The sequence below is a fragment of the Streptomyces sp. NPDC043738 genome, assembly GCF_056436545.1.
The window spans coordinates 33,230-51,057 of record NZ_JBWKCJ010000031.1 but is presented as its reverse complement, the minus strand read 5'-3'; the positions used below and the strand labels follow the sequence as shown (position 1 = coordinate 51,057).

General features: G+C 74.5%; 12 protein-coding genes. 7 read left to right on the top strand and 5 right to left on the bottom strand.

All coding sequences use genetic code 11. The features are described 5' to 3' along the window. Positions 1 to 87 precede the first annotated feature (87 nt). Positions 88 to 1,047, top strand: a complete 960-nt coding sequence (locus AC0680_RS31130) for a class I SAM-dependent methyltransferase (RefSeq protein WP_478635359.1) — start codon at positions 88 to 90, stop codon at positions 1,045 to 1,047. A gap of 83 nt (positions 1,048 to 1,130) precedes the next feature. Here AC0680_RS31130 and AC0680_RS31125 read toward each other — a convergent pair whose 3' ends face one another. Continuing rightward, positions 1,131 to 1,820, bottom strand: coding sequence for a class I SAM-dependent methyltransferase (locus AC0680_RS31125; RefSeq protein ID WP_478635357.1), 690 nt, complete (start codon positions 1,818 to 1,820; stop codon positions 1,131 to 1,133). 250 nt (positions 1,821 to 2,070) lie between these two features. Between AC0680_RS31125 and AC0680_RS31120 the strand changes: the two genes are divergently transcribed. The 3 genes from AC0680_RS31120 to galE all read left to right on the top strand — a co-directional run bounded on the left by AC0680_RS31120 (position 2,071) and on the right by galE (position 8,678). After that, complete coding sequence (locus AC0680_RS31120) at positions 2,071 to 5,709, top strand: bifunctional glycosyltransferase/CDP-glycerol:glycerophosphate glycerophosphotransferase (RefSeq protein WP_478635354.1); 3,639 nt, start codon at positions 2,071 to 2,073, stop codon at positions 5,707 to 5,709. 296 nt (positions 5,710 to 6,005) lie between these two features. Beyond that, the gene (locus tag AC0680_RS31115; protein ID WP_478635437.1) at positions 6,006 to 7,655 is read left to right on the top strand and encodes a glycosyltransferase family 2 protein; all 1,650 of its coding nucleotides are present in this window, start codon (positions 6,006 to 6,008) and stop codon (positions 7,653 to 7,655) included. A 45-nt stretch (positions 7,656 to 7,700) separates the two neighbouring features. After that, a complete protein-coding gene (galE, locus tag AC0680_RS31110) occupies positions 7,701 to 8,678 on the top strand; it encodes a UDP-glucose 4-epimerase GalE (protein ID WP_478635351.1) in 978 nt (325 codons plus the stop codon). 24 nt (positions 8,679 to 8,702) lie between these two features. Here the strand turns inward: galE and AC0680_RS31105 are convergent, their stop codons facing one another. From AC0680_RS31105 to AC0680_RS31095, 3 genes are read right to left on the bottom strand one after another with little or no spacing between them, the layout of a single operon-like run. Further along, a complete protein-coding gene (locus tag AC0680_RS31105; protein ID WP_478635436.1) occupies positions 8,703 to 9,368 on the bottom strand; it encodes a class I SAM-dependent DNA methyltransferase in 666 nt (221 codons plus the stop codon). A gap of 56 nt (positions 9,369 to 9,424) precedes the next feature. Continuing rightward, a complete protein-coding gene (locus AC0680_RS31100) occupies positions 9,425 to 9,697 on the bottom strand; it encodes a DUF1876 domain-containing protein (RefSeq protein ID WP_384437923.1) in 273 nt (90 codons plus the stop codon). Between the two features lie 23 nt (positions 9,698 to 9,720). Beyond that, complete coding sequence (locus tag AC0680_RS31095) at positions 9,721 to 11,331, bottom strand: glycosyltransferase family 2 protein (RefSeq protein WP_478635348.1); 1,611 nt, start codon at positions 11,329 to 11,331, stop codon at positions 9,721 to 9,723. 186 nt (positions 11,332 to 11,517) lie between these two features. On the opposite strand from AC0680_RS31095, the gene AC0680_RS31090 reads away from it, so the two are divergent. The 3 genes from AC0680_RS31090 to AC0680_RS31080 are packed head-to-tail and all read left to right on the top strand — an operon-like array spanning position 11,518 to position 15,511. Continuing rightward, positions 11,518 to 14,136, top strand: a complete 2,619-nt coding sequence (locus AC0680_RS31090; protein WP_478635346.1) for a YfhO family protein — start codon at positions 11,518 to 11,520, stop codon at positions 14,134 to 14,136. Continuing rightward, positions 14,133 to 15,104, top strand: a complete 972-nt coding sequence (locus tag AC0680_RS31085) for a glycosyltransferase family 2 protein (RefSeq protein ID WP_478635343.1) — start codon at positions 14,133 to 14,135, stop codon at positions 15,102 to 15,104. The genes AC0680_RS31090 and AC0680_RS31085 overlap by 4 nt, the downstream gene beginning before the upstream one ends. Next, a complete protein-coding gene (locus AC0680_RS31080) occupies positions 15,104 to 15,511 on the top strand; it encodes a GtrA family protein (protein WP_478635340.1) in 408 nt (135 codons plus the stop codon). The genes AC0680_RS31085 and AC0680_RS31080 overlap by 1 nt, the downstream gene beginning before the upstream one ends. Here the strand turns inward: AC0680_RS31080 and AC0680_RS31075 are convergent. Next, entirely contained in the window at positions 15,508 to 17,709 is a 2,202-nt protein-coding gene (locus tag AC0680_RS31075; protein WP_478635337.1) for a PIG-L family deacetylase, read from the bottom strand. The genes AC0680_RS31080 and AC0680_RS31075 overlap by 4 nt on opposite strands. Positions 17,710 to 17,828 lie beyond the last annotated feature (119 nt).

Sequence of the window (17,828 nt, the reverse complement as noted above, 5' to 3'; positions counted from 1 at the left end):
CGTCGACCTCGTGTCGATCCCCTCTCGATCCGCTGTCCCCGAGTGCATTTCGCCCTACGTTCCCGACCGTCTGGAGACGGACCGCACATGACTGCCCCCACCGCAGACCAGAGTGCCGAACAACTCCCGCGCCCCACGCGGCTGTCCGAGGTCAAAGGCTGGTTCTTCACCGCCGATCAGCTGCTCTTCGACTGGTTCCTGGCGTATCAGCAGGACCGTTCCGAGTCGGGTGACCTGCTCGAACTGGGCGCGTACATGGGCAAGAGCGCGATCTTCCTCGGTGCGCGGCTGCGCCCCGACGAGCGCTTCACGGTCTGCGACCTCTTCGACTCCCCCGCCGAGGACGCCTCCAACTCCAAGGAGATGAGGAAGTCCTACGCGACCCTGACGCGCCGCGCGTTCGAGGCGAACTACCTGGCGTTCCACGACGAGTTGCCCACCATCGTGCAGGGTCTCAGCTCGATCGTGAGCGACCATGTCGAGCCCGGCTCGGTGCGCTTCGCGCACATCGACGCCTCGCATCTGTACGAGCATGTGCACGGCGACATCCTCGCGGTGCGCGAGTTGCTCACCGGCAGCGGTGTGGTGGTGCTGGACGACTACCGCGCCGAGCACTGTCCGGGGGTGGCCGCCGCCACCTGGCAGGCCGTGGCGAACGAGGGGCTGCGGCCGATCTGCATCACCGGCACCAAGTTCTACGGGACGTGGGGCGATCCCGAGCCGGCGCAGAAGGCGCTGCTGGAGTGGATCGCGGCGCGCGGCGACGTCTGGCACGAGGTGCAGTACGTCAACGACGCCCCGCTGGTCCGGCTGAGCGCCAAGGGTGCCGAGGAGCCCGTCCAGCCGGTCTCGCGCCACCAGGCGGTGCCTGCCGCCCGTGCCGTGCCGCGGGCGTCGGCCGGGCGTCCGGCGGCGTCCGGGGCCCGTCCGGCGTCCCGTCCGCCGGTGCCGACCCGCAGCACGGTGCGCAGGGTGGCGCTGGACGTGCTGCCGCCGATCGTCACCCGCGCGATCGTCAGGGCCCGTAAGCGGGCGCGTACCCGCTGAGGCGGGCCGGCGGGCGGCGCGTTGCCGCCCCCGGCTCCGGCGCGGGATCGCGCGTCGCCTCGGCGCCTCGGCGCCTCGGCGCCCTAGGCGGGGACCTGCGCCACGAGGACGAACACATTGGACCGCAGCAGCATCCCGGCCGGCCGCGGCAGCGGATGGGAGTAGGTGCGTCGGACGGCCAGGCCGGCGGATTCGGCGAAGGCGCGCAGCAGGTGGAAGTCGGTGAAGCGGACCGGGGCGGGGCCGGCGGCCCGGTGTCCGGCTTCCTGTGGGGTGATCAGCAGTACGCCGCCGCCCGGCCGTACGTAGCCGACGTAGGCGCGCAGCAGCTCTTCGACCTGTTCGTCGTCGAGGTGCTCCAGGACGTGCGCGGTCAGCAGTGCGTCGAAGGCGCCGGGTCTGGCGTGCGGGCCCGCGAGGAAGGCGTCGGCGGTGTAGGCGGTCAGTCCGCGGGTGCGGCAGCGTTCCACGGATTGCGGGTCGTGGTCGACGCCGACGCTGCCGGGGGCGCATCCGGCGAGGGTGTCGCCTTGCCCGCAGCCGATCTCCAGTACCCGTCCGGCGCCGATGCGCCGCAGTTGGCGGCGGTAGGGGGTCCGGTCGGGCAGCAGCCGGGCGAGGCCGCTGCGGGCGCGGTCGGCCGGCAGCCGGGCGGTGGAGGCGGCCGGGGCGGTGCCGGTGGGGCAGGCGGCCGGGGCGGTGCGGGGGTCGCTGCCGGGCGGCTGGGCATCGGGGCTGTCGGTGGCGGTGGAGCTGTCGGTACGGCCGGGCATCGGGACGCGGTCACCTTCCCTGGGGACGCGGCGCGCGGGGCGCCATAACGCTGTGCATCGGGTCTACGGCATCTGACGCGCGCCCGGCGCTGCGGCACGCCGAGGGCCGGGCACCGAGCGTAATCACCCGAACACGTACTGTCGACGACGCGTCTCACCCTTTCAGCGCAGATCCGGTGACCGTGCCGCCGGTGGTGAGTTGAACGGTCCGGTCTTGTGCATCGCCAGTCCGGAAAGGCTTGGTCCGCGTATGAAGCCTCGGCTCACCGTCGTCGTCCCCGTGCATCGCCTGGAGGGGTCCGAGCGGAATGTGGAGGAGTGCCTGGATTCGGTGGCGGCTCAGACGCTGACCGAACTGGATGTGGTGATGGTGGACGGCGCTCCCGCGCAGGGGGCGGCCGGTGCCGCGGAGGGCACGCCCGCCGCGGTCGCCCGCCGGTTCGCCGAGCGGGATCCGCGGTTCCGTATCGTCCACCACCCGGGGGGCGAGGCGGCGGGCGGGTGCGGCGCGGTGCGCAACACCGGTGCCCGGCACGGCTATCCGCACACCGACTACCTGGCGTTCCTCGACGCCGACGACGTGCTGCTGCCGCGCGCCTACGAGGATCTGGTGGGTCTGCTGGACAAGTCCGGTTCGGACCTGGCGACGGGGAACGTCTACCGGCTCGGCGCGGCCGGGCGCAGCCAGTCCGCGCACCACCCGGAGACCTACGGGACGGTGCTGCGCACCCACATCTCCGAGGACCTGTCGCTGCTGTCGGACTGTTTCGCGCGCAACAAGGTCTTCCGGCGCGCTTTCTGGGAGCGGCACGAACTCGCCTTCCCGGAAGGGGAGTTGTGTCATGACGCGGTGGTGACGCTGCCGGCGCACTTCCTCGCCAGGACGGTCGACGTACTGCACGAGCACGTGTGCTACTGGCGGCTGCCGGAGGGGCCGGGCCGGCACCGGGTGCTCGACGCGGGGGGTGTGCGGGAGCGGTTCGCCGCGGTGGCCGCGGTCCGCCGCTTCCTGGCCGACCCGGCCCGTACCCATCTGAACGCCTATCAGCGCGACTACGACCGCGCGCAGCTGACCGACGGGCTGCTCGATCTCATCGAGGCGCTGCCGGCCGCGGCGCCGGAGACCCGGACGGCGTTCTTGGACTGTGCCCGGGGCTTCCTGGCGGGCGCCGATCCCCGGTTGTTCCCGGCGCTGCCGGTGGAGCTGCGGATGCGCTGGTATCTGATCCGCGCGGGGCGGATGGCCGATCTGCTGGCGCTGCTGGCGCACGAGGCGCGCAACCCGGCGGGGTTCACGGTGGCCGGTCCGCCGCTGCGCAAGCGGGCGGTGCTGCCGCTGAGCGGCGCGGCGCCGGGCGGCTCGCGTACCGGCGCGACGGGGGCCGCGGCGCTGGAGCTGCCGCCGGGTGTGACGCGGCTGGAGCGCGCCGACTTCCCGGTGCGGGCGAAGGTCGCCGAGGCGGTGTGGCGCGAGGGTGTGCTGTGTCTGCGCGGCTACGCCTATATCCGCAATCTGGCCGCCGCGCACCGGCACAGCTATCTGCGGACGATGGTGCTGTCGTGCGGCCGGCGGCGGATCCTGCTGCCGCTGCGGCCGCTGGCGATGCCGGAGGCGACCGCCGAGTCCGGTCAGGAGCAGCACTGCTACGACTGGTCGGGCTTCGAGGTGCGGCTCGATCCGGCGCGGCTGCGCCGGGGCGGGCGCTGGGAGGAGGGCGAGTGGCGGGTCGGGGTGCTGCTCACCTCGGCGGGCGTGGTGCGGGCGGCGGCGCTGGGTGCGGCCGCGACGGGGTCGGGTGCCGCGCCGGGGGCCTTCGACGTGGCCGACGAGGGTGCGGCGGGGCGGGTGCGGATCACGCCGTGGTACGCGCAGGGGCGGTTGCGGCTGTCGGTGGCGCGCCGGACCCGGCGGCTGGCCGGGCACCGGGCGGCGGCCGGGGCGCTGGAGGTGACGGTGACGGCTCCGGGGCCGGAGCCGGCGGCGCTGCGGCTGACGCATCAGGGGACGGGGACGGTGGTGTCGTTTCCGGTGGAGACGGCGCGGGTGGCCGCGGCCCCCGGGGAAGGGGCGGACGCCGGCGCCGGGCGGCTGACCGTCCGCATCCGCCTGGAGGCGCTCGCCGCGGCGCGGCCCACCCGCGACGGCGCGCCCTCGGCGATCGCCCCGGTGCACACCGAGAGCTGGTCGCCGGAGCTGGTGCTGCCCGACGGCGGCACCGATGCGATCGCCTGCGAGGCGGCTCTGGAGCCGGTGGCGTATCCGCTCCCGCACGGCCGTGAGCTGGTGGTGGCGGCCACCGCGGCGGGGAACCTCGTACTGCACGACCGGACTCCGCAGCCGTATCTGGACCGGGTGCTGTGGCGCCCCGACGGCACTCTGCTGGTGGCGGGCGGGTTGCCGGACGCCGCGCCGCACGCCACCGAACTGGTCCTCAAGCACGCCGCGCACGCCGCCGAGCTGGCCTTCGCCACCACTCACGACGAGGGCCGGTTCCACGGCACGCTGCCGCTGGGGGCGCTGCCTTCGTTCGCCGGGCCGGTGCCGCTGCGGGAGGGCGCCTGGAGCCTGCATCTGCGAGAGCGGGGGGCGCCCGGGTCGGCGTTGGACGCGCCGGTGCGGATCGCGCCGGCCGTCTGGGAGGGCCTGCCGGCCGGCTGCGCGGTGGGCGGCAAGCCGCTGACCTTGGACCGGCATCTGCACGACGAGGCGCTGGTGCTCGCGGGGCCGGCGCTGCCGGTCACCGACCGCGGCCCCTACCGGCGCCGGGTGCTGCGCGAGCAGCACTATGCGCTGCACCGCTCCCGCCCGTTGCGGGACACCGTGCTCTACAGCAGCTTCGGGGGCCGCGCGTACGGGGATTCGCCGCGCGCGGTGCACGAGGAGCTGGTGCGCCGGGGTGTGGAGGTGGAGCATCTGTGGGCGGTGCGCGATGCGCAGGCCGCGGTGCCGAGGACGGCGCGGGCGGTGGTGGTGGGCAGCGCCGAGTGGCACGGGGCGCTGGCGCACAGCCGCTGGGTGGTCACCAACACCCATCTGCCGCGCTGGTTCACCCGGCGCGGCGGGCAGCGCATCATCCAGACCTGGCACGGTACTCCGCTGAAGCGGATCGGCGCCGATCTGGCGGGCACGCTGTGTGCGGGGCTGGCGCATCTGGCGCCGCGGCCGCGGGTGAGCCGGCAGTGGAGTGTGCTGCTGTCGCCGAACGCGCACAGCACGCCGGTGCTGCGTTCGGCGCTGGGCTATTCGGGGCGGCTGCTGGAGACCGGTCTGCCGCGTACGGACGCGCTGTTCGCCGCCGACCGCGATCTGCGGGCGGCCGCGGTGCGGGAGCGGCTGGGGATCGCGCCGGACCGCAAGGTGGTGCTGTACGCGCCGACGCAGCGGGACGATCTGGCGTACGACGCGGGTCACCACCGGCTGCATCTGCCGCTGGATCTGGAGCTGGCGCGGCGGGAGCTGGCGCAGAGCCATGTGCTGCTGGTGCGCGGTCATCCGCTGGTCGCCGACCGGCTGCCGGCCCATCACGCGCCGTTCGCCGTGGACGTCTCCTGCTACCCCGACGCCACCGAGCTGCTGCTGGCCGCGGACGTCCTGGTCACCGACTACTCCTCGCTGGCCGCGGACTTCGCCAACACGGGCCGCCCGATGCTCTTCCTCACCCCCGATCTGCCGCACTACCGTGATGCGTTGCGCGGTTTCACGCTGGACTTCGAGGCCCGGGTGCCGGGCCCGCTGCTGACGTCGACCGGTGAACTGATCGACGCGCTGGGCGACTTGGAGGCGATCGCGGCGGCCGGCTCGGACGCCTACGCGGACTTCCGGGAGACGTTCTGCCACCGGGACGACGGCGGGGCGGCCGGCCGGGTCGCGGACCTGATGGAGCGGTGAGGCTCCCAGGGGGTGGTGGCGCGAGAGAGCGGTGGGCGGGCCGGTGCGCGGCAAGGTGAGGGCGGGTGGATCGGCATCGCACGGCGTTCGCGTCGTTACAGCATGTGCGGGTTCCCTTGCGGGCGTGCGCACACCCGGCTCCCGACTCCGTCCGGTCACGGGATGGCAATGAGGCGGAAAACCGAGGCGACGGGTGCAACCGCACGGCGGGATTCCCCCTCTGACCCATCGGATATGGGATCGGACCCCGCTCGCGCCAAGTGATGCTGTCGACACGAAATGTAGATTTAGTGACTGTGAAAGAAGCCCTAGAGCCGCTGCCGGGGCCCACCATCACGCCATCCGCGCAGGTCAGCATCGTCGTCATCGCCTTCAACGATGCCGTCCATGTCTGTGATGCGGTGCGCTCCGCGCTCGCGCAGGAGACACCCGGGGATACGGTCACCGAGGTGATCGCGGTGAACGACGCCTCCACCGACGGCACCGGCGCCGCCCTGGACGCCCTCGCCCGCACCGAGCCGCGGCTGCGGGTCGTCCACCGCAGCGAGAACAGCGGCGGCTGCGGCACCCCCCGCAACGACGGTCTGCGCGCCGCCACCGGGCGGTTCGTGATGTTCCTGGACAGCGACGACGTGCTGCCGCCGGGCGCGGCGCGGGCGCTGCTGGCCGCCGCGCTGGAGCACGACGCCCCGGTGGCGGCCGGGGCCTGTGTGCGCCGTGAGCTGCCGGCGCGGCGCGACATCCCCTGGCTGCCGGCGCTCTACCGCGAGGCGGCGGTGCACGAGTCCGCCGCGTCCAGTCCCCAGCTGGTCCGCGACACCCTCTGCGTCAACAAGCTCTACGACCGGGCGTTCCTCGACGAGCACGGCATCGTCTTCCCCGAGGGCCGCTTCACGTATGAGGACTTCGTCTTCACCGCCCGGGTGCTGGCCGCCGCGCCGCGTGTCGCGACCATCCCCGACAGTGTCTACATCTGGCATGTGCGCCGCTCGGCCGCCAAGCAGTCGATCTCCCTGGACCGCAAGGACGTCGCCAACTGGCAGGCGCGGATCGAGGCGCACCGCACCAGTGTGCGGATCTTCCTGGACGCCGGGCACAAGGCGCTGGCGCAGGCCGCCGCCACCAAGTTCCTCGATCACGATCTGCGGATGTACGTCCGCGAGCTGCACACCCGCGGCGCCGACTACCGCGCCGAGTGGTGGCGGCTGACCCGCGAGTACCTGGCGGGCTTCGACGAGGCGGAGCTGCGTGCGGCCCGGGCTCCGGCGCGCTGGCTGGCCCGGGTGGTGCTGGCCTCCCCCGTCCCGCGTGACCTGGACCGGCTCACGCAGCTGGCGGCCCGGCCCGGCCGGCTGCTGCCGCCGTACGCGGAGGCCGAGGGGCGGGCGGTGTGGTCGGCGGACCTTCCGGGGATCGAGCTGGAGGCGATCGGCACCAAGCCGCTGCACCGGCTGCCGGTGACGGTGGACGCGGAACCGGTGGTCGCCGGCCGCGGTGTGCTGCGGCTGCGCGTCCATGATCTGTACGGGCGGCTGGCGGCGGCCGGGCCGGAGAGCATCGACGTCGAGCTGCGGCGCCGGCGCGACGACCGCCGCGGCCCGGTCCACACCGCGGCCCTGACCCCCACGACTGCCGGCGGCGGCGCGGAGGCCTGCTGGTCGGCCGAGGTCGTCTTGGACATAGAGGCGCTGGTCGAGCGTGGCGCCGGCCACGCCGACCCGGAGCCGTGGGATCTGATGGCGCAGGTCAGCTGCGCCGACGGCGCCGGTTTCCGGGCCGCCCTGCGGGCCACCGGTCCGGGGCTGCGGCGCCGTGTCCTGCCCAGCCGGCGTCATGCCGTGCTGCTGGTGCAGCCGTATGCGACGACCGGCGGCGCGCTGTCGCTGCGGGTCGCGTCGGGGCTGCGCAGCGTCTGGCGGATCGCCGCCCGCCGCCTGCGCCGCTGACCGCCGCCCCTGCTGTTGTCCGACCCCGAGCCTAGGATTGGCGCTATGTCTTACTTGATCACGGGTGGTGCCGGCTATATCGGCTCCCATGTCGTACGGGCCCTGCGGCAGGCGGGGGAGCGGGTCGTGGTGCTGGACGACCTGACGACGGGCGTGGCCGCCCGGGTGCCCGAGGGCGTCCCGCTGGTCGTCGGCTCGACCCTGAACCGTGCCCTGCTCGACGAGACGATCGCCGGGCACGGGGTCACCGATGTGGTGCATCTGGCCGCCAAGAAGCAGGTCGGCGAGTCCGTGGAGATGCCGCTGCTGTATTACCGGGAGAACGTGCACGGCCTGCAGACGCTGCTGGAGGCGATGGCGTCGGGCGGCGTCGGCCGTTTCGTGTTCTCCTCCTCCGCGGCCGTCTACGGCATGCCGGACGTCGACCTGGTCACCGAGGACACGCCCTGCGTGCCGATCAACCCCTACGGCGAGACCAAGCTGGTCGGTGAGTGGATGGCCCGCGCGGCGGGCCGGGCGCACGGCATCAGCACGGCCTGTCTGCGCTACTTCAACGTCGCCGGCGCGGCCACCCCCGAGCTCGCCGACACCGGCGTGTTCAACATCGTCCCGATGGTGTTCGAGAAGCTCACCGAGGGCGCGGCCCCGCGTGTCTTCGGCGACGACTACGACACTCCCGACGGCACCTGCATCCGCGACTACATCCATGTCGCCGACCTCGCCGATGCCCATGTGGCGGCCGCCCGCAAGCTCGCCGAGCCGGGCCAGGTGCGTGATCTGACGCTGAACATCGGCCGGGGCGAGGGCGTCTCCGTACGCGAGATGATCGGCCTGATCGCCGAGATCACCGGCTATGAGGGCGTCACCCCCGAGGTGACCCCGCGCCGCGCCGGCGATCCGGCCCGGGTGGTGGCGGCGGCGGACCGGATCGCCGCGGAGCTGGGCTGGAAGGCGCACCACGACGTCCGCGACATGATCACTTCGGCGTGGGCGGGGTGGCGTCACCACCACCCCGGGGCCTGACGCCAGGCCCGCCGCCGGGCGCGGTCAGCCGGCGTCGGCGGCGGGTTTGCGGGCGGTGAGGTAGGCCTGCGGGGCCGACTCCCCCATCGCCTCCTCCGGCTCGCGCAGCAGCCGGGCTCGTACGTCCAGCCCGGCCCGCGCCAGCAGTCCGGCTATCTCGTCGGGCTGCCGCCGGCGGAAGTCGAGCGATACGGGGCGGCCGAAGGGCTGCGCCAGGTGCAGCGGCTCGTCGCCGACCTGGAAGGCGACAAGCAGGTGGCCGCGCGGGGCGAGCATCCGGTGGAACTCGGCGAAGAGTTCCGGCAGCCGCTCCAGGGGTGTGTGGATGATCGAGTACCAGGCGACGATGCCGGCGAGGGAGCCGTCCGGCAGGTCCAGGTCGAGCATCGAGCCCACGTCGAAGCGGACGCCGGGGTGCTCCTGCCGGGCGAGGGCCACCATCTCCGTGGACAGGTCGATGCCGAAGGCGGGCAGCCCGAGGGCGTCGAGCTGCGCGGTGACCCATCCGGGACCGCAGCCGAGGTCGGCGACGGGTCCGGCCTGCTCGGCCCGTACGGTGTCGGCGAACGCGGCGAGCACGGCCTGGTCCCAGTGTCTGGTGGCCATGGCGCCGCGGAAGTGCTCGGCGTAGTCGGTGGCGATGGTGTCGTAGAAGGTGCGGGTCTCGGTCAGGAACTCCGGTTCGTCGATCATGGCCGGGCACCCTACTCCGCGGGGTGCGGGGAGGGGTGCCGCGGCTTGTGTGGTCAGGTCAGCGGGTGCGAGGTCCGGCCCGACGCCTCGTCGATCTCGTCGTGTGCCTTCGTCAGCAGCTTCATCGCCAGTTCGTTGAGCGCTCTGGCTCCCGCGACCTCTTCGCCGACCCTCGGCTGGTTGGCGTCGGCGGGGTGGCGGCTGGCGTACCCGTGCGAGCGGACCTCGCTCCCGTCGGGGAGCCGTACGAGCGCGGCGGCGCGGGTGCGGTGGGTGTCCTCCTCGAATTCCAGCTCTACATGCCATCCGACAGCGGTCTGCAACATCGCGATCACCTCCGAAACCGCTGTTACCAGAGTGCGCCCACCGGCGGACCGGCGCACGGTGTGCCCAGGTGGAGGTGGAGGTGGCCGTGCGGCCGGGAGCGGAAGAGGGTGGCGACGGCGGGGCCGGCCGGGCCGCGGGCGACGGTCCGCGGGGTGAGGCCGGCGGCGTCCGGGCCGCCGGGCGGGGCGGGTGAGCCTTCCGGTGTCTCCGGTACGAGCCAGGCCTCGCGCCGCAGGGCGGGTCCGGTGGTGGTGCCGCCGTGTGCGGTGACGGCGATCTTCAGTCCCCAGGTGCCGTCGGGCAGCGGACGGCCGTCGGCCGCGGTCGCCGGGTCGAGGGCGGCTCGCCAGTGCTCGCCTTCGCAGCGGGCCGGGACACGGAAGTCGCCGGCGCCGCCGTGCAGCAGGACCTCGACGGCGCCGCCGCCGAGGTGGGGCAGGGCGGCGGTGCCGCGCAGATGGACCGCGCCATCGCTCCATCGCCAGCCGGTCAGCCGCTGGCGCAGCACCATGCGGTCGGTGAGGTCGTAGCAGGCTTCGGGCAGGGCGCGGGCGGGGTCGCGGAAGTAGGGGTAGGGGGCGAAGACGCGGCCGTCGGTGTCGATGTGCGGCGGTGGGGGCCGGGTGCCGGTGTCGGCGCGGACGACGGCGGTCAGTTCGTCGTGCAGTGAGCGGCGCAGGCAGTGGGCGCGCAGTCGGAGGCCGGGTGGCAGGGCGGCCAGGACCCGGTCGGTGAGGTAGCACTCGACCAGGGGGCGGGCGGCGGCGGCCATGGCGCGGCGGCCGGCGGTGTCGCGGGCGAGGTAGGGGGCGGCGAAGGGCATGAGGATCTCGCCGTGGAAGTGACGGACCATCAGGGTGTCGCGGTGCGCTCCGGGCGGGACTTCGGCCGCGACGCCGGCGAGGACGCCGCCGATGTAGTCGAGGTAGTCGCACCAGTCGGTGTCCTGGCGGCTGGCGTTGCTGTCGTCGGGCCGGCCGTGGAGGTAGTAGCAGTCGTAGTCGGCGACGACGGAGACGGTCTCGGCGCGCAGCAGGGCGGTGATCCCGAAGGGGAGGTCCTCGGCCAGGAGGCGGCCTTCGGTGAAGCGCAGCCGGTGGCGTTCGACGAAGGAGCGGCGGAAGAGTTTGTAGGCGGCCAGGGTCCAGTAGACCGGGGAGTCGAAGGGGGTGACGGCGGCGGCGGTGGTGCGCAGGTCGACGGGGGCGGCCCGGCCGTCGGCGCCGACGATCCGGCCGTAGACGATGTCCGAGCCGTGGGTCTGGGCCATGCGGGTGAGCCGGGCCAGTGCCTCGGTGCCGAGGTGGTCGTCGGAGTCGAGGAAGAAGAGGTAGTCGCCGGCGGCGTGGGCGAGGCCGACGTTGCGGGGCCGGCCGGCGCCGCCCGAGGCCGGCTGGTGGAGGACCGTCAGGTTGGGGTGGTGGCGGGCGCGTTCGGTCAGGTACTGCGCGCTGCCGTCGGTGGAGCCGTCGTCGACCGCGATCACCTGGATGCGGCGGGGGTCGAGGGTCTGGGCGAAGACCGAGCCGAGGCTGCGGTCGAGGTAGGGGCGGGTGTTGTGCACGGGTATGACGACGGAGACGGTGGGCGGCGGGGCGGTGGCCGCGGCGGTGGTGTCGTCGGATGCCGGCATGGTGCCCTTTCGTTCGTCGGTGTCGTCGCGGCCGGGCTGGTCCTGCCCCGGCCGACCGCACCGCGTGGTCCCGTGCCGCCTCTCCTGCGGGGCAATCCCCCGAAAGCCCCGCGTCCCAGCAGAGCAAAAGGGACTATTAAGACATATAACGTTGAGTGAACGTTCGCCGAGTGTGGAGGAGTGCCGGTGGCTCCGACGCCCGCCACCCCACAAGAGGCCCTCCGGCCCCAGGAGGTCACCCGGCCCCTTCCCCCGACGCAGCACCCCGCGGCGGTGCGCGGGCCCCTGCGCCGGCTGGCCGCCCCGGGGCTCGCGGCGGCGCTGTCCATGGGGGCGTACTGCCTGGCGCTGGCCCTCTACGGCAGCTATCCGTTCGGGCCGCGCTCCAGGGCCGTCAACGACCTGGGCAACCAGTTCGTGCCGTTCCACGCCCGGCTGTGGGACCTGCTGCACGGCCACACCACCGGGGACGTGTTCTTCAACTGGAGCAGCGGCTACGGCGTTCCGTTCCTCCCGGACTTCTTCACGTACCTGATGAACCCGTTCTCCTGGCTGGTCGGGCTCTTCCCCCGCGAGCTGACCGACCTGCCGGTCTTCCTGGTCACCCTGTTCAGCATCGGCCTGGCCGCCGCCTTGATGACCGTCTTCCTGGGGCGGCTGCACCCGGGCCCCGGAGCGCTGCGGGCGCTGGTGTCGGTGGGGTACGGACTGTGCGCCTGGGTGCTGAACGACGGCTTCGCCGACCCGATGTGGATGTGGGGACTGGTCGCGCTGCCGATGACCGGGATCGCGGCGGAGTGGTGTCTGCGCCGCACCCGCTGGGTGGCCGGCACCGCGCTGGTCGCGCTGGCCTGGGCGGGCAACTTCTACACGGCGGCGATGGCGACCCTGGCGATGGCGCTGGTGCTGGGGCTGCGGTTGCTGACGGCGCCGGGGATGGCCGCGGCCGACCGGCTGGCGGCGCTGGCCCGGGCCGTGTCCATGGCGGCGTGCGGCATCCTGCTCGCGGCGCCGGTGCTGACCGTCACCCTGCCGGCCAGCCGGGCCGCCCAGCCGGCGCCCGAGGTCCTCTACCGCGACCGGCCGGCGCCGCTGGACCAGCTGGCGCAGTTGCTGCCCGGCGGCCACGGCGGGACGCCGGCGCCCAATGTCTCCATCGGGGTGGCGGGGCTGCTGCTGGTCGCGGCGTTCCCGTTCGTGCGCGGGGTGCCGCCGCGGGTGCGGATCGGCTGGTACGTCCTGGCGGCGGGCGTGGGCGCCTCGTTCGTCTGGGAGCCGGCGATCCTGCTGTGGCACGGCTTCGCGCTGCCCAACGGCAGCCCCTACCGGGCCGCCTTCGTGCTCAGCGGGATCCTGGTGATGATCTCCTGGCTCGCGCTCGCGCACCGCCCGCGGACCGGCGAACTGGCCGCGGGCGGGGCACTGGTCGGGCTGCTGGCGTGGCTGAGCCGCGACCAGGGGGCGGTCGGCACCGCGACGTGGATCCTGGTGGCGGGCGGGGGCGCGGCGGTCCTGGTGGGGCTGGGCGCGCTCGCGGCGCTGCGCGGGCCCCGGGCGCGCCGGGCCGCCACCGCCGCGCTGACCGCCGCCACCCTGCTCACCTCGGCGTACACGGCCTTCTCGGTGACGGCGGTACGGGACAAGATCGCGTGGTTCCGGCCCAAGCCCACACTGGACCGGGCGTCGCTGGCGGCCCGGGACGTGCTGACCGCGCGCGGCGACTGGCCGCGCACCCGCACCGACCCGGGCCCGCACGAGTTCGCCAACAACGATCCGCTGCTGATCGGCGGCGAGGGCGGCTCGTACTACAGCAGCTATGTGCCCGCGGCCACCGCCCGCGCGCTGCGCGGCCTGGGCGCGGGCTGGTACATGAGGGGCCGTCACACGCTCAGCTTCGAGGACCCGGTGGGGCAGGCGATCATGGGTGTGGACAGCTATCTGTCGCCCGGGACGGACCGCCGCCGGCCGTTCGTTTCGCACCGTGCGCAGCCCCCGGCCCCGCTGCTGACCGTCCGCGACCGGCTGCCGGGCCCGCTCACCGGCGAGCGGACCGTCTTCGCCCGCCAGGAGCGGATGCTGGGCGCCCGGGTCTACGAGGTGCCGGACCTCGCGCCCGCCGCGGGCCCGGCGCCGGTGCCCGTCCGCGGCGGCTGGCTGCTGCCGGAGGCGGCGGGGCGCGGGACGGGCCGCGGCGACGGAACGGGCACCGCCTTCCGGGCGCGGTGCGCCCCGGGCAGCACCGTCGTGTGGTCCGCGCCGTGGTTCTCCGGGCGGGTCGGCGGGCTGGGCGGGCACACCAAGGGGATCGGCGCCCGGGACAGCACCGCCAATCCGGTGCGGACGCTGGGCCGGACGCCCGCCGACGGCACGGTCGTGGTGCGCTTCACCGGCACCGGCCGTCAGCTGGTGCCCGAGCACGCCCTGGGGTGCCTGTCGCGCGCCCGGCTCGCCGCGGCGGTGCGTGCCCTGCGCGGGCCGCGCGAGCTGACGGCCGGCGGGCACGCCCTGACGGCCCGGCTGCCCCGGGGCAGCAAGGGGCATGCGGTGCTGGCGGTGCCGGCCGTCGCGGGGTGGGGCTGCTCGGTGGACGGCGGGCCGTTGGGGGCCCCGTCCTCGTTCGGCGGGCTGCTGGCCGTCCCGCTGGGCTCCGGGGCCCGGCGGCTGACGTGTGCGTACGAACCGCCGGGCCTGAAAGTGGGGCTGGCGGCGAGCGGTGCGGCCGCGCTGGCGCTGGCCATGGTCGCGCTCGGGGGGCGTCTACGGAGCCGCCCACGGCTTCACTCCACCGAGGAGGTTGGCCGATGAGGCTGTCCGTCGTCGTCCCCTGCTACAACGAGGAGGCCGTGCTCGGCCGCTTCGACGCCGCGATCCGCGCGGTCCTGGAGCGCCTCGGCGTCCCCTACGAGCTGGTCTACGTCGACGACGGCAGCGCCGACGGCACCCTGGCCCGGCTCCGCGGTCTCGCGCAGCAGCACCGCGGCACCACCCGCTACCTCTCCTTCAGCCGCAACTTCGGCAAGGAGCCCGCGATACTGGCCGGCCTGCGGGCGGCCACCGGCGACGCGGTGATCATCATGGACGCGGATCTGCAGCATCCGCCGCCGCTGGTCGAGAAGATGCTCGACCTCTACCAGCTCGGCCACGACCAGGTCGTCGCCAGGCGCAGCCGGGACGGCGACCGGCGGCTGCGGACCGCGCTCAGCCGGCTGTACTACCGCGCCGTCAACAACTGGGTCGAGGTCGAACTCGCCGACGGCGTGGGCGACTTCCGGCTGCTGTCCCGCAAGGCCGTGGACGCGCTGCTGTCGCTGCCGGAGTACAACCGCTTCTCCAAGGGCCTGTTCTCCTGGATCGGCTTCGACACCGTCACCTTCGACTACCGCAACGCCGCCCGGGAGGCCGGCGAGACGAAGTGGCGCCTGGGATCGCTGGTCAACTACGGCATCGACGGCATGCTGTCCTTCAACTGCCGCCCGCTGCGGGCGGCCATCTACGCCGGGCTGGGCCTGGCCTCGCTCGCCGCGCTCTACACCCTGTGGATCGTCGGCGCGGCCGTCGCCGGCGGGGTCACCGCCCCGGGCTATGTGACGCTGGTGGCGATCATCGTGGGGCTGGGCGGGCTGCAGATGGTGATGCTGGGGCTGATCGGCGAGTACATCGGGCGGATCTACTACGAGGCCAAGCGGCGGCCGCACTTCCTGGTCAAGGAGAGCAACAGCGCCGCCGCGGCCCCCGAGCCGGCGGGCGCCGCCGCCGGCTCGCAGACCGGCTGATGCCCGCCGCGCAGCGGGCCCCCGTCCGCTGGGGCCAGATGGTGCGCTTCGCCGCCGTCGGCGGGGTCAACACGGCGACGTTCTACGCCTGCTACCTGGCGCTGCACCGCCTGCTGCCGTACTTCGCCGCCTACACCGCGAGCTTCGCGCTGAGCATGGTCTGCTCGTTCTTCCTCAACGCCCGCTTCACCTACCGCACCCGCCCGACGTGGCGAAAGTTCCTGCTCTTCCCGCTGACCCAGGCCACCAACTACGGGGTGCAGAGCGCGGGGCTGGTGGCGCTGGTGAGCTGGCTGGGGGTGAGCACGACGGTGGCGCCGCTGGCGGCGGCCGGCTGCGCGCTGCCCTTCACCTACCTGCTCTCCCGGCGGATCCTGCTGCGCCCGGCGGCTCGGGCGGGCCCCTAGGGGGTGCCTCTTCGGGGCACCCGCTGGTCCTGAGCCCGCCAGGGCCCGAACGGCGCGCTCTGCCCGGCGGAGGTCTGCCGGGTCGAGTGCAGCCGGCCGTCGTTGCCCAGGACGACGACCACCGCGCGCCCGGCGGCGTCCTGGGCGACCCCGGCGGCCGCCGAGTGCGCCGCCCGGCCGCGCTGCCAGGGCCTGGGCGCGTCCTGGGCCATCGCCATCCGCACCTCGCCGTCGTCGTCGCGGGCCGCGAGCACCATCCGGTCGCCGCCGCCGACCCGCGCCGCCGCCACCCTCCCGTAGCCGCCGACCGCCTCGCACTGCGCCGACACCCGCCAGGTGCCGGCCGTCCGCTGCCGTTCGGCGATCAGCACCCGTGCGGTGTCCGCGTGGCGGTAGGCCAGGCGGACCACGCCGCCGGCCAGCGGCACGGCGCTGACCGGTCCGGCCGGCCGCGGCAGCCCGGTGGCCGCGGCGGGCCGGGGTGTCAGCCCGGCCCGCTTCGACACCCAGTGCTGCACGGTCCGGGCGCTCGGGGCGACCACATGGATCAGCCCGTCGGAGTCCACACACGCGTCGATGTCGTCGACGATCCCCGGGGACGCCTGCAGCGTGCTGACCGGGCCCTCCAGCCGCCGCCAGGGCGAGAAGGGCCCTCGGGGCGGGGCGGCGCGGTGGGCGATGTTGCCGTCCCAGGTCCGGACGAAGACGTGCACCGCGCCGTCGGGGGTGGCCACCGCCGCCGGGAAGCCGATCTCCAGCGACCGGACCGGGTCGGGGTCCGGGGAGCCCAGCGGCTCCCAGCGCCCGAAGGCGGGCCCGCCGTCGGCCGCGGTGCCGTGCTGCACCGCGGTCACCAGCTCACGGCGGTGCGCGGTGTGACGGCCCGGCAGCACGGTGCGGGAGGCGAACAGCACCAGCGCGCCGTCGGACCGGCGCACCGCGTGGATCTGTCCCTGCAGCAGCTCCCCGCCGGCCGGCAGCGGCGCGCCGAAGCGGCCGCTGCCCGGCCGGGTCTCGGCCCAGCGGTACGCCGCGCCGCCCAGGACCGCGAAGGCGGCCAGCCGGCCGTCGTGGGCGGCGTGGAGCCAGGCGTTGGAGCCGGGCGCGCGCAGCCGGGTGGAGCGGGTCCAGTTGCGGGCGGTGCCCCTGAGCGCCGAGCCGCCCACCTTGCGGTCGCCGCAGCCGGCCGGGTCGCCGCAGCGGCGGCGGTCGGCCCAGCCGTACACGGACAGCACCCGGGCCTTGCGGCGGGCGGTGGCGGCGTCGACGTCGCCCGGCAGCACGCCGGCCTCGTAGCCGAGGTAGTTCTCCACGATGGCCGGGCGGTGCGGCCGGCCGCCCCGGTAGGCGGCCAGGGCGGCCTGCGCGAAGTAGGCGGAGGCGGTGTGGTCCTGGTGGTCGTAGTAGCGCAGGCCGGCCAGCCGGGGGTCGCGGTCCGCGGTGGCCGGCGGGCGCTTGCGGGAGTGCGCCGCGTTCGGGTCCAGGGTCCGTACGACGGTGGGCCGGACCCGGTCGAGCACCGCCACCAGCGTCTGGACGACCTGGTCGCGGGTGTAGTGGAACTGCCGCTCCACGGGGGTGCCGGCGGGGCGCAGCGTGGGCAGGGTGCCGGCGGCGCCCAGCCACAGGCCGCGCAGGCTCCTCGTGCGGGCCTGCCAGACCGCCCGGGCCTCCACCAGTTGGAGGAAGACCAGCCGGTGGTGCGGGGCGCCCTGCAGCGTGTGGACCTCCACCTGGAAGCCGGGCAGCAGCGACACCGCGGCGACGTCCCAGGGCGCGGCGGGGTTGCCGGTGGCCATCGCGGCGTGTGCGGCGCGCAGCCCGTTGGTCCGGGCCCGGGCGAAGGCGGCCCGGTCCTCGGGAACGCTGCCGGGGTGGAGGGCGCTTGGGCTGACGTTGCGTCCGTCGGCCTCGCCGCCGGTCAGACAGACCGTCACCGAGCGCGCCCCGCAGCGCAGGGACTGCTCCAGATCGGGGTTCATGAAGAACAGGCCGTCGTCGGCGTGCGCGATGACCTGGACGAAGGACTGGTCCGCGGGGTCCACCAGCAGCCGTCCGGGGCCGCCCGGCCCGGCCGGGTGGCACTCCGTCAGGCGCCAGGACCGCACGGCCGTGCCCGCGGCCGCGGCGAGCGCTCCGCCGCCGGCGGCCTGGAGCAGCCGGCGGCGGGAGATGCGGGGCGGGGGCGCGGGTGACACTCCCTCAGTATTCGGTCGCGCCCGCGATCCCGCTCGCCCGAAAGTTCACTACTTGACCACTTCTGTGATGAGCACCACAGAACTTTCAGGTTACGAACAACAACCTTTTTGAGTTAACG

Bases quoted from the DNA above. Each gene is read 5' to 3' on its own strand.
- AC0680_RS31130 (WP_478635359.1), top strand. From the start codon at position 88: ATGACTGCCCCCACCGCAGACCAGAGTGCCGAACAACTCCCGCGCCCC.
- AC0680_RS31125 (WP_478635357.1), bottom strand. From the start codon at position 1,820: ATGCCCGGCCGTACCGACAGCTCCACCGCCACCGACAGCCCCGATGCC.
- AC0680_RS31120 (WP_478635354.1), top strand. From the start codon at position 2,071: ATGAAGCCTCGGCTCACCGTCGTCGTCCCCGTGCATCGCCTGGAGGGG.
- galE (WP_478635351.1), top strand. From the start codon at position 7,701: ATGTCTTACTTGATCACGGGTGGTGCCGGCTATATCGGCTCCCATGTC.
- AC0680_RS31100 (WP_384437923.1), bottom strand. From the start codon at position 9,697: ATGTTGCAGACCGCTGTCGGATGGCATGTAGAGCTGGAATTCGAGGAG.
- AC0680_RS31095 (WP_478635348.1), bottom strand. From the start codon at position 11,331: ATGCCGGCATCCGACGACACCACCGCCGCGGCCACCGCCCCGCCGCCC.
- AC0680_RS31085 (WP_478635343.1), top strand. From the start codon at position 14,133: ATGAGGCTGTCCGTCGTCGTCCCCTGCTACAACGAGGAGGCCGTGCTC.
- AC0680_RS31080 (WP_478635340.1), top strand. From the start codon at position 15,104: ATGCCCGCCGCGCAGCGGGCCCCCGTCCGCTGGGGCCAGATGGTGCGC.